General features: G+C 59.0%; 14 protein-coding genes. 5 read left to right on the forward strand and 9 right to left on the reverse strand.

The window, feature by feature from the left end:
* Nucleotides 1-352 precede the first annotated feature (352 nt).
* The 6 genes from IEX57_RS15885 to IEX57_RS15910 form a co-directional block, all read right to left on the reverse strand.
* Nucleotides 353-1,030: a 2'-5' RNA ligase family protein gene (locus IEX57_RS15885; protein ID WP_188705365.1), complete on the reverse strand. Its 678-nt coding sequence runs from the start codon at nucleotides 1,028-1,030 to the stop codon at nucleotides 353-355.
* 113 nt (nucleotides 1,031-1,143) lie between these two features.
* Nucleotides 1,144-1,632 carry an SRPBCC domain-containing protein gene (locus IEX57_RS15890; protein WP_188705367.1) on the reverse strand — a complete coding sequence of 163 codons (489 nt, stop codon included), beginning with the start codon at nucleotides 1,630-1,632 and terminating at the stop codon, nucleotides 1,144-1,146.
* Nucleotides 1,629-2,009, reverse strand: a complete 381-nt coding sequence (locus IEX57_RS15895; RefSeq protein ID WP_229709064.1) for an ArsR/SmtB family transcription factor — start codon at nucleotides 2,007-2,009, stop codon at nucleotides 1,629-1,631. Before IEX57_RS15895 ends, IEX57_RS15890 begins: the two co-directional genes overlap by 4 nt.
* Nucleotides 2,010-2,153: 144 nt before the next feature.
* Nucleotides 2,154-3,710, reverse strand: coding sequence for a glutamine-hydrolyzing GMP synthase (gene guaA / locus IEX57_RS15900; protein ID WP_188705369.1), 1,557 nt, complete (start codon nucleotides 3,708-3,710; stop codon nucleotides 2,154-2,156).
* A gap of 52 nt (nucleotides 3,711-3,762) precedes the next feature.
* Entirely contained in the window at nucleotides 3,763-5,223 is a 1,461-nt protein-coding gene (gene dacB / locus IEX57_RS15905) for a D-alanyl-D-alanine carboxypeptidase/D-alanyl-D-alanine endopeptidase (RefSeq protein ID WP_188705370.1), read from the reverse strand.
* 112 nt (nucleotides 5,224-5,335) lie between these two features.
* A complete protein-coding gene (locus tag IEX57_RS15910; protein ID WP_188705372.1) occupies nucleotides 5,336-5,530 on the reverse strand; it encodes an oxidoreductase-like domain-containing protein in 195 nt (64 codons plus the stop codon).
* Between the two features lie 320 nt (nucleotides 5,531-5,850).
* Between IEX57_RS15910 and IEX57_RS15915 the strand changes: the two genes are divergently transcribed.
* The 5 genes from IEX57_RS15915 to recR all read left to right on the forward strand — a co-directional run bounded on the left by IEX57_RS15915 (nucleotide 5,851) and on the right by recR (nucleotide 10,359).
* Nucleotides 5,851-6,306: a PTS sugar transporter subunit IIA gene (locus IEX57_RS15915; RefSeq protein ID WP_188705374.1), complete on the forward strand. Its 456-nt coding sequence runs from the start codon at nucleotides 5,851-5,853 to the stop codon at nucleotides 6,304-6,306.
* An 11-nt stretch (nucleotides 6,307-6,317) separates the two neighbouring features.
* Nucleotides 6,318-7,250, forward strand: coding sequence for an acetylglutamate kinase (argB, locus tag IEX57_RS15920; RefSeq protein ID WP_188705376.1), 933 nt, complete (start codon nucleotides 6,318-6,320; stop codon nucleotides 7,248-7,250).
* Nucleotides 7,251-7,356: 106 nt separating this feature from the next.
* A complete protein-coding gene (gene dnaX, locus IEX57_RS15925; protein WP_188705378.1) occupies nucleotides 7,357-9,261 on the forward strand; it encodes a DNA polymerase III subunit gamma/tau in 1,905 nt (634 codons plus the stop codon).
* A gap of 78 nt (nucleotides 9,262-9,339) precedes the next feature.
* On the forward strand, nucleotides 9,340-9,669 hold the full coding sequence (locus tag IEX57_RS15930; protein WP_188705380.1) for a YbaB/EbfC family nucleoid-associated protein: 330 nt from the start codon (nucleotides 9,340-9,342) through the stop codon (nucleotides 9,667-9,669).
* An 87-nt stretch (nucleotides 9,670-9,756) separates the two neighbouring features.
* A complete protein-coding gene (recR, locus tag IEX57_RS15935; protein ID WP_188705383.1) occupies nucleotides 9,757-10,359 on the forward strand; it encodes a recombination mediator RecR in 603 nt (200 codons plus the stop codon).
* Nucleotides 10,360-10,493: 134 nt separating this feature from the next.
* Here the strand turns inward: recR and IEX57_RS15940 are convergent, their stop codons facing one another.
* The 3 genes from IEX57_RS15940 to IEX57_RS15950 all read right to left on the reverse strand — a co-directional run bounded on the left by IEX57_RS15940 (nucleotide 10,494) and on the right by IEX57_RS15950 (nucleotide 13,459).
* Nucleotides 10,494-11,585: an ABC transporter ATP-binding protein gene (locus IEX57_RS15940; RefSeq protein ID WP_188705385.1), complete on the reverse strand. Its 1,092-nt coding sequence runs from the start codon at nucleotides 11,583-11,585 to the stop codon at nucleotides 10,494-10,496.
* A 121-nt stretch (nucleotides 11,586-11,706) separates the two neighbouring features.
* On the reverse strand, nucleotides 11,707-12,561 hold the full coding sequence (locus IEX57_RS15945; protein WP_188705387.1) for a carbohydrate ABC transporter permease: 855 nt from the start codon (nucleotides 12,559-12,561) through the stop codon (nucleotides 11,707-11,709).
* Nucleotides 12,554-13,459: a carbohydrate ABC transporter permease gene (locus IEX57_RS15950; protein ID WP_188705389.1), complete on the reverse strand. Its 906-nt coding sequence runs from the start codon at nucleotides 13,457-13,459 to the stop codon at nucleotides 12,554-12,556. The genes IEX57_RS15945 and IEX57_RS15950 overlap by 8 nt, the downstream gene beginning before the upstream one ends.
* Nucleotides 13,460-13,477: the final 18 nt, after the last annotated feature.

The following is a 13,477-nucleotide window of genomic DNA, read 5'->3' on the forward strand; positions in this document are numbered from 1 at the left end:
AAGATCGTTTGCCACATCCACTACGAAACCTGCTAGACTCTTCGTTTTCGCTGTTTCGCTGTTGTGTCTGCAGCGGAGAAACCGAACTATACGGACCTCCCCGACACCCGTCAACACCTTCCTGCAACAAATTTCCCGTCTTCTCGACAAGAGACTGATCCGTAAGGAAATTTGCTTTCTCCCTGGTTTTACCACCCGGCTTTCGCCACCGCTCTTACTACTTATCCAGCTTTATTCCGGCCTTTGGCGCCCTTAAAAATCACCGGCCAACAGCACATATAGATAAAGCCGGACTGCGTCCGGCTTTATCTATATGTATATGCAAGCGCCATTCAGGCCACCTTGGGCTTGGTCAGCCACCCAGCGTCCAGCGCTGCAGGATGTCATAGCGGCTTTCGCCCACGTGGCTATGCACCAGTGCAAAGTCGGTGACCAGCCACGAGACAGGATCAACGCCACAAGGTGGCGGCCGCTTGCGGTCATACAGCATGGTGACGTGCGGGTTAACTGAGGAGGCGCTGAATTTGACGCCGACCCGGCGCAGCTCCATGGCAAGCAAGGTTGATAGCTTGATCGCCCCTTCCCTGCCTGCGCCTGCGGTCATCACATAAGGCGACCGGCCACTGCGCCCCTGAAAATTGGCCGTGTGGTCCAGCGTGATCATGAAGGGATTCATCTGAATCCGGTTACCAAGGTAAATCCCCGCATCTATGTATAAGCGCGGCGCGACCTCACCAGGAAAGGTCAGCAAGGGTGCGATCGACATGTGCAGCCGCTCCAGCCCGATGAAGTATCCGGCGAGGGCATGGACATGACATTCATGTACCGCGAGTTCATGAATGCGTTCAATCGCGGCGGCACTCGGGAAGATCGCAAAGAATAGATTGCCGAGGGGCATGCCGCCCAGACCGCCCCGCCGCGGCACGATGCCGGGCAAACCCTTGGCCTGAGGCGGAATATAGTGACTCGCACCCAGCCCCGCGAAAAGCGAGGGCTGCTCTGCAAACAAATCAGTTGGCCCGCGATCCATGTGAACCTCCATCCACGTCAATCTGGAAGTTCGATACTAGTCTTTTCGCATTCCGGAAAAACATGCCAGGCGCACTATCGCACAAAGCCCCCGACGAACGTAGAACGAACGTTCTATTTGAGCGATTCTACATGCGCCACAAACTGGGCCATGGCGATGGCCGTTCCCTCCTGCCAACCCGACTCCTTGTTTTGCCGGAAATCAGACGGGCTACGGTGCAGCGCGGTGAATACATAGCGCGTTGCTTTACCTGCGGGCTGCAAGGTCATGATGGCGGTGATCGGGATGTCATCAAAGACGGCGGGCCGAAAACCGGGAAACAGCATGGAGGTCCAGACAAGGCGTTCCAGCGGGATGACTTCGACAACACAACCCAGATTTGGAAACGACTGCCCGTCTGCGGTCGTGATATCAATGCTGAATGCGCCACCTGGCCGCAAATCCATCTCACACGCTGAAACCGAGCCCCAATCCCTGGGCATGTACCACTGCTTCAGATGTTCCGGCTTCGTTAATGCCTCCCAGACGAGATGCACCGGCGCGTCGATATTCCGTTCGAGCACGAAATCTGTTTCAGGATTGATCGTGAAGACCTTGTTCATGAATCTGACTCCTTTGCCTTGAGTTGGTTGACGTAATCATCAAACCGGTCGAAGCGGGATTCCCACACGCGCCGCTGCCCGCTCAGCCAGTCTTCCGCGGCCTGCAAGGGCTCGGGTGCAATTTCATAGGTCCGCACGCGCCCTTGCTTGGTCGAGGTCACCAGACGGCTGCGCTCCAGCACTGAAAGATGCTGCACAAACGAGGGCAGTTTCATATCGAAGGGCGCCGCCAGCTCACTCACCGTGGCCGGGCCTGTTGCAAGGTGTTGCAGAATCTGCCGCCGGGTGGCACTGGATAAAGCAAGAAAGACATCATCAGTGACGGCGGATTGCAGCATGCAGGAACCTTTGATTTCAGGACGGTTGATGTTGATCATCCTGGTCCTGACCAATACTTAGGTCAATGACTAAGTATTGAAGCCCGACCGACGGCACTGCGCACGGGGGCCAGAAAAACAAAAAGCCCGTTTTTATACGGGCTTTTTGTTTTGACACTGATAACAGGCAGACCTGCTACCAGATCATTCCCACTCAATCGTGGCCGGCGGCTTGCCCGACACATCATAAACAACGCGGTTGATACCACGGACTTCGTTGATGATGCGGTTGGAGACTTTGCCCAGCAGGTCGTACGGCAGTTCGGCCCACTTGGCGGTCATGAAGTCGCTGGTCTGTACGGCGCGCAGGGCGACGACATATTCATAAGTACGGCCATCGCCCATCACACCGACGGACTTGACCGGCAGGAATACGGCGAAGGCTTGCGAGGTCTTGTCGTACCAGTCAGCGGCACGCAGTTCATCGATGAAGATGGCATCGGCACGGCGCAGCAGGTCGCAGAAGTCGCGTTTGACTTCGCCCAGTACGCGTACGCCCAGACCCGGGCCCGGGAACGGGTGGCGGTAGACCATCTCATGCGGCAGGCCCAGCGCCACGCCCAGTTCGCGGACTTCGTCCTTGAAGAGTTCGCGCAGCGGTTCCAGCAGCTTGAGGTTCAACGTTTCCGGCAGGCCGCCCACGTTGTGGTGGCTCTTGATGGTGTGCGCTTTCTTGGTCTTGGCACCGGCGGATTCGATGACGTCCGGGTAAATGGTGCCCTGGGCCAGCCATTTGGCTTTGGGCAGTCTGGCGGCTTCAGCCTGGAAGACTTCGACGAATTCACGACCAATGATCTTGCGCTTGGCTTCCGGATCGCTCACGCCAGCCAGGTGGCCCATGAACTGGTCGGTGGCATCCACGTGAATGACCTTCACGCCCAGATGCTTGTTGAAGATGTTCATGACCTGCTCGCCTTCGTTCAGGCGCAGCAGACCGTTATCCACAAATACGCAAGTCAGGCGATCACCGATGGCGCGGTGGATCAGCGCAGCGGCGACGGACGAATCCACGCCCCCCGACAGCCCCAGGATGACTTCTTCGTCGCCAACCTGTTCGCGAATCTTCTCGACAGCCTGGTCCACGTAGTTGGGCATGGTCCAGGACGGCTTGGCGTTACAGATTTCCAGCACGAAGCGGTTGATCATGTCGCGACCCTTGATGGTATGGGTCACTTCCGGGTGGAACTGCACGCCGTAGAAGCCGCGCTTTTCGTCGGCCATGGCGGCGATCGGGCAAGACGGGTTTTCTGCGATGACGCTGAAGCCTTCCGGCAGCGCGGTCACCTTGTCGCCGTGGCTCATCCATACGTCCAGCAGGCCGTGGCCCTGGTCGTTGGCGCGATCCTGCAGATCATGGAACAGCTTGCTGTGATTGCGGGCGCGGATTTCGGCGTAACCGAATTCACGCACATGACCGCCATCGACCTTGCCGCCCAGGCTTTGCGCCATCCATTGCATGCCGTAGCAAATGCCCAGCACCGGCACGCCCAGTTCAAACAGGGCCGGATCAGCCTGATAGTCGCTTTCGTATACCGAGTTAGGGCCGCCCGACAGGATAATGCCGGTGGGCTTGAAGTCGCGGATAAAGTCGATCGACACGTCGAACGAATGCAGTTCGCTGTAAACGTGCGCTTCACGCACACGGCGGGCGATCAGCTGGGTGACTTGGGAGCCGAAATCGAGAATCAGGATTTTGTCCATGACGCGCCTTTGGTAAGCCCACGAGAACACGGGCGGGAAAAAGCCAGCTATTTTAGCGTGTTACGGCGTTTCCCGCGAGTGCCGTTGCGCCGGCCGACTGTGCCCATGCCAGGACAGCGTCAAGTACCGGCAAACCGCGCTCGGCTTGCGGGTGGTTAAGGATGGCCACGACCACCAGCATGCGGCCGTCATCAGCCCGGACAAACCCCGCCGCAGCGCGCACGTTTTTCAGCGTGCCCGTCTTGATATGTGCCTCGCCGGCTACCCCGCTGTCTTTCAAACGCTTCTTCATGGTGCCATCGACCGCAGCAATAGGTAGCGAGGAGATGAACTCCGGCGCATACGGGCTCTGGCTCGCCCATTGCAGCAACTGCGCCATGTGGCGGGCGGAGATCTGTTCTTCCCGCGAGAGGCCGGAGCCGTTCTCCAGCACCAGTTCACTCCAGTTGCCGCCGCGCCGGGCAATCCAGTTCTGGATGGTGCGGGCGGCGGACTGGATATCATCCTCACCCGGCTGGCGATAACGCGCCCCCAGCGTCAGGAACAACTGCCGCGCCATGAGATTGTTGCTGTATTTATTGATGTCGCGAATATTGCTGGCCAGATCGGCCGATTGCGACTGCGCCAGGCGCACGGCCTGCGTCGGGACCTCGCCCGTACGGATGCCGCCGCTGATTTCGCCCCCGGTTTGCTGCCACAGATAACGCGCCAGGCTGCCGGTGTAGGTCACCGCATCCAGATAAGACTGGTATTTATCGACCGCGCAATCAGCCGGCAGCGCGCCGCTGACCTTGACCCGCACGGCGCTGCCGGCGCCCGTCGCAACAAACGCCAGGTTGCCGCTGGCACAAGGCGCCGTCGGCGCGGTCTTGATGGCGCTCTCCACGGCGAGTTCCGGGAGCGGCGGGTCCACATTCACGCGCGCGCCGGCCGCGTCGTTCACCACATGAAAGCGAAAGGCATGAAAGTTGACCAGCAAACTATCCGGGCCCACCAGATAGGCGCGGGCCGGATCATTGCCGTCATCGGCAAAACTGGTTCTGGCGGGGATATTCAGAAAACTGCGGTCAAGCACGATATCGCCGTTGATGCGCTTGATGCCGGCGGCGCGGACATCCCGCAGCAGCATCCACAGACGCTCCATGGTCAGCTTGGGATCGCCCGAGCCCTTGATATAAAGGTTGCCACGCAGCACGCCGTCACTCACCGTGCCATCGCTATATAAATCTGTGGTCCAGGCAAATGCCGGGCCCAGCATATCGAGCGCAGCAAAGGTGGTGATCAGCTTCATGGTCGAGGCCGGGTTGGCCGGCACATCGGCATTCCAGTAATCGCCCGCGCCCTGCTCCAGCGGCACCACCGCCAGCGACAGGGCCGAGGCCGGCAGATGCGCTGTATTCATGGCGGCGGCGACAGGTGCAGGCAATGCACTGGCCGCTGCGGCCGTGCCCATGGCAAAGGTCAGACACAGGGCGCCCAGCGAGCGGGCAGACTTGAAGCGAGAGAGCAACATGGCGGGGCGTATTCCTGGCAGAAAACAGCAGACTGGCCGATTGTGCCCGCGCGACCATGGCCTTGCCAGCGTTTGCCGCTGTCAAATCTGCCGCTTGCCGCGCCGGCACTTTTCAGTGTGACGGCACTTGCGCGCCAGGATGGCGCTCCTGCCAGGCTTTCAGCTCACGCCGATAGGTATGCAGCGCTTCGTTGTAGATATCAAAAATACAGGGCTCGCAACCATTGCCGCAGCATTCTTCCAGTGCGGGCTCGTACGGCGGGGCGGGCATGGGGTCCGCAGGGTCATTCCATTCGTCTTGCGACATAACCGCTTATCAATCCAATCAACAAAAAAGGGTTCAAAACGTTCGGTGCGTCCCCATTATCCATCCGACCGGACGCCATGTGGGTTTTGTCGTGCCCCGCAGGCTGGCCAGGCTGGAATACCTTGCCGGAAACAAGCAACCGGCGATTCTGTGAGCGTATGTAAAAACGCTATAAAAATCGTGCAAAAACGCCAATGCGCGTCAGGGTTTTTCGTATAATCCGACCAGGCCGCCAAGCTGCCCTGTTGCCACAAGCCGGGGTGGGCTAAAACGGTTCAGCCATTTCATGTTTTTTGCGTACAGGAACCGGTATACCCTCCATGGATATTTCGCAGCTATTGCAACCCGAAGACATCGTGCTGGATCTGAATGTATCCAGCAAAGCCAGACTGTTTGAAGAGATTGGCCGACGTTTGCAGCAAACGCACAATCTGTCTGTCGATCTGGTCGTCAAAAGCCTGCAGGACAGGGAAAAACTGGGTTCAACGGCGTTAGGTCTGGGCATGGCGTTGCCGCACGCGCGCCTGAAAGGCCTGAATGAAGCCATTGCCGTCTTTGTGCGTACCGAACTGGCCCTGCCGTTTGATGCGCCCGATGGCAAACCGGTCTCCAACATCCTGGCCCTGATCGTGCCCGAACGTGCGACCCAGGCGCATCTGGAAATCCTGGCCGCCATTGCGCAACTTTTCAGCGATCAGGAATTCCGCAACAAGCTGCGCACCTGTGCCACGCCGCAGGAAGTGCATCAGCTGTTTGCCACCAGCCCCACCGCCTGAGGAGCATGCACATGATCAGCGCCCTCCTTGGTGCCGGCGACAAGGCCAATATCCTTGCGGAAGCCCTGCCCTATATCCAGAGCTTTCATAACAAGATTTTCGTGATCAAGTATGGCGGCAACGCCATGACTGATGACGCGCTCAAAGCCGGTTTCGCCCGCGACATTGCCTTGCTGCAACTGGTAGGCATGAAGCCGGTGATTGTGCACGGCGGCGGCCCGCAGATCAGCGGCTTGCTGGAAAAAATGGGCGTGAAGAGCGAGTTCCGCCGCGGCATGCGCGTCACCGATGCGCAAACGCTGGAAGCGGTGGAAATGGCCACCGGCAAGCTCAACCAGGAGATCGTCGGCCTGATCAATCGCAGTGGCGGCAAGGCCGTTGGCCTGAATGGTCAGGATGGTTACTTTATCCAGGCCCGCAAGATGTTGCTGCCGCCAGAACCGGGCGACAGCGGGCCGGTCGATATTGGCGCAGTTGGTGAAATCGAGAAAATCGATACCGAACTCATCAGCCTGTTGCAAACCCGCAATTTTGTACCGGTGATCATGCCGATCGGTGTGGGTGCAGATGGCCAGGCGTATAACATCAACGCGGATCTGGTGGCCGGCACGCTGGCGCGCGCGCTCAATGCCGAAAAACTGATCCTGATGACCAATACCTCGGGCGTGCTTGATCGCAACGGCAAACTCATTGCCGGTGTCACGCTGGCGGATGTCGATGCACTGATTGCCGATGGCACGATCTCCGGCGGCATGCTGCCCAAGATCGGCTCTGCGCTGGATGCCGTGCGTACGGGCGTCAAGTCGGCCCATATCATTGATGGTCGCGTGCCCAATGCGCTGCTGCTGGAACTGCTGACCAGCGAAGGGATCGGCACACTGATCCGGGGCAATGAAGGCCCGCACTTTCTGACCGACACGCAACGCTACTTCCATACCGAATAAGCGCCACGCTGTGCCGACACCCAAGGCGTATCCATCCGGCTGCATCACCTGGCCAGATGGATACGCCTTGATCGTTGCAGCGGCCCTGTTCTGATAGAATCGCGCCATGACTTATCAAGTACTCGCCCGTAAGTGGCGCCCTCGCACATTTGCCCAGCTGGTAGGCCAGGAACACGTCATCAAGGCGCTGTCCAATGCCTTTGCCACGGGCCGCCTGCACCATGCCTGGCTGCTCACCGGCACCCGCGGCGTGGGCAAGACCACGATCGCCCGGATCATGGCCAAATCGCTCAATTGCGAAACCGGCGTGACGGCAGAGCCGTGCGGTGTCTGTAGCGCCTGTACGCAAATCGACGCGGGCCGTTTTGTTGATTTGCTGGAGATCGATGCTGCGTCCAATACCGGTATCGACAACATCCGCGAAGTACTCGATAACGCCCAGTACGCCCCCACCAGCGGCCGCTTCAAGGTCTATATCATCGATGAAGTGCACATGCTGTCCAAAAGTGCCTTCAACGCCATGCTCAAAACGCTGGAAGAGCCACCGGGCCACGTCAAATTCATTCTGGCCACCACCGATCCGCAGAAAGTGCCGATCACGGTGTTGAGCCGCTGTCTGCAGTTCTCTTTGCGCCAGATGACGCCACAGCAAGTGGCCGGCCACCTGAACAATGTGCTGCAGGCGGAACAAATCAGTTTTGAACCGGCGTCGCTGGGTTTGCTGGGCCACGCTGCCAACGGCTCGATGCGCGATGCGCTGAGCTTGCTGGATCAGGCCATTGCCTATGGCTCTGGCGAAGTGCGCGAAGAAGGCGTGCGCGCCATGCTGGGCGCTGTCGATCAAGGCTATCTGTTCGAGATTTTGCGCGCGCTGCTCGCGCATGATGGTGCGGCCATGATGGCCGCAGCCGATTCAATCTCGGCGCGTGGTTTGTCGTACGAATCCGCCTTGCATGAACTGGCGCATGTGCTGCATCAGATCGCCCTCGCCCAGGTGGTTCCGGGCGCTTTGGCGGATGATCTGCCGCTGCGTGCGGATATCCTGGCCATGGCGCAAGCGCTGCCGGCAGAAGAAACCCAGTTGTACTACCAGATTGCCATTCATGGCCGCCGTGATCTGGCGCTGGCGCCGGATGAATACGCCGGCTTTTCGATGACGCTGATGCGCATGCTGGCCTTTGCGCCAGTCACCGCGGCGGACAATCTGCCGGTTCTGAACAGCGCGTCAGCAGCCCGCCCGGCACCGGTGACTATGGCTGCGCCCGCTGCTGCGGTAGCGGCAGTGGCACCGGTCGCACCCGCGCCAGTGGCGGCGCCTGTCCCCGCTCCGGCCCCCGCACCGATTGCTGCGCCAGTACCAGCCCCGATCCCTGCACCGGCACCTGCCGTCGCGGCAGAACCGGCCCCGTGGGAGGCCGCCGCTGTCGTTGAACAAGCAACCGTGGCGCCGACTGTGCAAGCTCAGGACGTCAGCAATGACATGCCGGAGCCTGCCGAGTATCTGGAACCGGTTTTCGAGCCCGATTTTGATCCTGCGCCACCGGCCGCCTTCGTGCCCGAAGCCATGCCGCCACAAGCACCGGCGACCAGCGCGGGTACGTTCGATGGCACTGCGGTAAGCCTGGCCACCTTTAACGGCGACTGGCATGGTCTGGTCGTTGATCTGCGCATGGGCGCAGCCGGCATGCTGGCGGCGCAAGCGGAGCTGGTATCCTGGGACAACGCCCATTTCAAACTGCGCGTGTCTGACAGCAACCGCGCCGTAGCCACCCGCGATTTCCAGGACAAGCTGCGTGAACTGCTGGGCAAGCACTTTGGCCAGCCTGTGCAGGTCACGGCGGAATTGATTGAAGCGACCGTCGAACACACGCCCGCCGCCATCATGCAGCGGGCCCGTGAGAAACGGCAGGATGAAGCCGAACAGGCCATCCAGAATGATCCGTTTGTGCAAAGCATGGTGCAGGAATTCGGTGCCATCGTCATGCCGGGTTCGATTCACCCGGTGGGTTGATGCACAATCGGCGTATTACGGATTTGTATTGATGCTGGCGCACTCTGGCCGGCGTTGTAGTCAACAAGGAGCAGAACAATGTTCAACAAAGGTGGCCTGGGCGGCTTGATGAAGCAAGCCCAGCAAATGCAGGAAAACATGCAAAAGGCGCAAGAAGCGCTGGGTCAGGTCGAAGTTGAAGGCCAGGCCGGCGCCGGTATGGTCAAGGTCGTCATGACCTGCCATCACGCCGTCAAGCGCGTCAGCATTGATGACTCGCTGTTGCAAGACGACAAGGAAATGCTGGAAGACCTGATCGCCGCCGCGCTGAACGACGCCGTGCGCAAGGTGGAAACCACCACGCAGGAAAAGATGTCCGGCTTTACCGCTGGCCTGAACCTGCCGCCGGGCTTCAAGATGCCGTTCTAAGCGGACAAAACGGGGTGAGCCGGCGCGCGGCCTGAGGCGGCGTGAGGTTCACCCCTTTTTTCATTCTGGCCAGCCTGATCTGACGTCATGAGCACTCCCTCTTCTCTCCAGCATTTGATCGATTCTTTGCGCGTTTTGCCCGGCGTTGGCCCCAAATCGGCCAGCCGCATGGCCTATCACCTGCTGCAACGCGATCAGGCCGGGGCGGGTGAACTGGCGCACGCCATCATGACCGCGCTGGCAACACTCAAGCACTGCCAGTTGTGCAATACGTTTACCGAGTCGGACATTTGCGAGATTTGCGCCGATGAGAACCGCACGCATGAACAACTGTGCGTCGTGGAAATGCCCACTGATCTACTGATGGTGGAGCACACGCTGGCCTATCACGGCCTTTATTTTGTGCTGATGGGCCGCTTGAGCCCGCTTGATGGCATCGGCCCCAAGGACATTGCCTTCAGCCGCCTCCTGGAGCGCGCCAGCGATGGCATCGTCAAAGAAGTCATCCTCTCGACCAATTTCACGGTAGAAGGCGAAGCCACGGCGCATTATCTGGCCGAAATGCTGCGCGCCCGTGGCCTGACCGTCAGCCGCATTGCCCGCGGCCTGCCTGTAGGCGGCGAACTGGAACACGCCGACCCCAGCACACTGGCACAGGCGCTGGTTGAACGCCGCACCCTGACGGGCTAAAGCCCGCCCCGCTCTCTTTCCCGCTCCACAAAAGAAAAGCCCCACCATACAGTGGGGCCAAGTCGCTGCTCCTGCGGAAGAAGCTTGAACCGTCGCGGCCGGATCAACCGGCCGCCTTGCTGCGCAACGGCAAATCAGTCGATGCGCAGTTGGGTCTTCGGATCGAAGAACACGACCTTGCTCATGTCCAGTGCCAGGCGCATGACTTCGCCCGGGCCCTTGGCATCGCGCGGGTGTACGCGAGCAGTCACGTCCTTGCCATTGATACGGGTGAAGATCATGGTGTCCGGACCAGTCGGCTCGGTCAGCATGACCTTGCAGCCCAGTGCGGTTTCGTCGCCGTGGGCCACGTCCAGTTGTTCCGGACGGATACCCATGATGACTTCCTGACCCACGCGATTGGCGAAGCGGGCGCCATCCTTCAGCGGGATGAAACGTGCATCGCTTTCGCTGGTCAGGCTCACACCGACCTGGCCGTTTTGTTCAGCCAGATGGCATTCCAGGAAGTTCATCGACGGCGAGCCAATGAAGCTGGCCACAAACATGTTGGACGGACGCTCGTAGATGTCTTGCGGGCTGCCGAACTGCTGAATGATGCCGTCCTTCATGACCGCAATACGGTCGCCCAGCGTCATGGCCTCGATCTGGTCGTGGGTCACGTAAACGATGGTGGTCTTCAGGCGATGATGCAGTTGCTTGATTTCAGTCCGCATTTCTACGCGCAGCTTGGCGTCCAGGTTGGACAGCGGCTCGTCAAACAGGAACAGGATCGGGTCACGAGCCAGCGCACGGCCCATGGCCACACGTTGACGCTGACCGCCGGACAGTTGACCCGGCTTGCGATCAAGCAGGTGATCCATCTGCAGCATCTTGGCCACGCGATTGATCACTTCCTCTTGTTCTTTCTTGGCAACGCCGCGGGTTTCCAGACCGAACGCAATGTTCTGACGCACGTTCATGGTCGGGTACAGGGCGTAGCTCTGGAACACCATGGCGATGTCACGGTCTTTCGGTGCCACGTTGTTCACAACGCGGCCGCCAATGTTCACTTCACCGGTAGTCGGGCTTTCCAGACCAGCGATGATGTTCATCAGCGTGGACTTGCCGCAACCGGACGGGCCAACCAGGATCAGGAACTGGCCGTCATCGATCTCGATATCGATGCCTTTCAGGATATGCGTGTCGCCAAAGCTTTTGGTTACGTTCTTGATGGCAAGTGCGCCCATCTTTTTCTCCATTTCTGAGTTCGGGTACCGGGCTACTGCGCGGTGGCCGGCTTGTTTCGTTCAAGCCCGGCCCCGCATCGTGCAGGTAGCAATACCGGTGTATGTTTCTTTGGCCCGGGACTTAGCCCTTGACCGCGCCGGCGGACAGACCGCGCACAAAATATTTACCTGCAGCCACGTACACGAAGATGGTCGGCAGCGCGGCGATAATCGCGGCAGCCATATCAACGTTGTATTCCTTGACGGTCGTGGAGGTGTTGGCCAGGTTGTTCAGACCGACGGTAATCGGTTGCGAACCACCGGCAGAGAACACCAGACCGAACAGGAAGTCGTTCCAGATCTGGGTAAATTGCCAGATCAGCGTGACCATCAGGATAGGAATCGACATCGGCAGCACGATGCGCCAGAAGATGCGCCAGAAACCGGCGCCATCCAGACGGGCAGCATTGATCAATTCATCCGGAATGCCCACGTAGAAGTTGCGGAAGAACAGCGTGGTGGAAGCGATACCGCAGACCACGTGCACGAACACCAGACCGGTGGTGGAGGACGCAATGCCCATCCAGCCTTCAGTCATGGCCATCGGCAGCAGCAGCACCTGGAACGGAATGTACAGACCATACATCAGCATCGCGAACACCAGTTCCGAACCCGGAAAGCGCCACTTGGACAGGATGTAACCGTTGATCGCACCCATCGACGTGGAAATCAGCACGGCCGGAACCACCAGGCGTACGGAGTTCCAGAAAAACGGCGCCAGACCAGTACATTCCACGCCAGTACACGCACTGCTCCAGGCCTTGGACCAAGCAGCAAACGTGATATGCATCGGGAACGACAGCAGGTTACCGGCACGGATCTCATCCATGCTCTTCACCGATGTCGTCAACATGACGTACAACGGCAAGAGATAGTAGACCGCAAAGTAAATCAGAACCGCGTAAACAATAAAGCGGGACAGGTTATTCTTAGGCATTGCGACCTCTGCGCAGTTCGGAATACAGGTAAGGCACAATCACTGCAGACACGGTCAACAGCATCATCATGGCGCTGGCAGAACCCAGGCCCATTTCGCCACGGGTAAACGCCATGGCATACATGTAGGTTGCCGGCAGGTCGGACGAGAAGCCAGGGCCACCGCCAGTCAGTGCAACCACAAGGTCAAAGCTCTTGATGGCGATGTGCGCCAGAATCATCAGCGTGGAGAAGAACACCGGGCGCATGGCCGGCAGAATGATCTTCCAGTAGATGCGTGGCAGGGTGGCGCCATCAATCTGGGCTGCCTTGATGATCGAATCATCAATACCGCGCAAACCAGCCAGGAACAACGCCATTACGAAACCGGATGACTGCCAGATACCAGCGATCACCACGGTATAAATCGACATATCAGGATTAACCAGCCAGTCAAACTGGAAGCTGGTCCAGCCCCAGTCGTGCACCATCTTTTCCAGACCCAGCCCCGGATTCAACATCCACTTCCAGGCCGTACCGGTCACGATGAACGACAGCGCCATCGGGTACAGATAAATGGTTCGCAAGGCACCTTCGGCACGAATTTTCTGGTCAAGCAAAATGGCCAGCAAGACGCCGACAACCATGCTCACACCAATAAACAGAAAGCCGAATTTGAACAGGTTCTCGACCGCAACCCACCAACGATCATTGCCGCTGTCAAGGAGGCGCGCGTACTGGTCAAAACCCACCCAGGTGTAGTTAGGCAGCAAACGCGAAGCGGTAAACGACAGATAACCATTCCAGGCGACGAAACCATAAATGAATATCAGCGAAAGCAAGAACGACGGGGCAAGCACAAGCCGCGGAAGCCAGCGTTCCGCAAAGCCATACTGAGCTGGCCGGGTCGACTGAATCATGACAAATCTCCGATGAAC

Origin of the sequence: Silvimonas iriomotensis (assembly GCF_014645535.1) — a bacterium.
Lineage (GTDB): Bacteria > Pseudomonadota > Gammaproteobacteria > Burkholderiales > Chitinibacteraceae > Silvimonas > Silvimonas iriomotensis.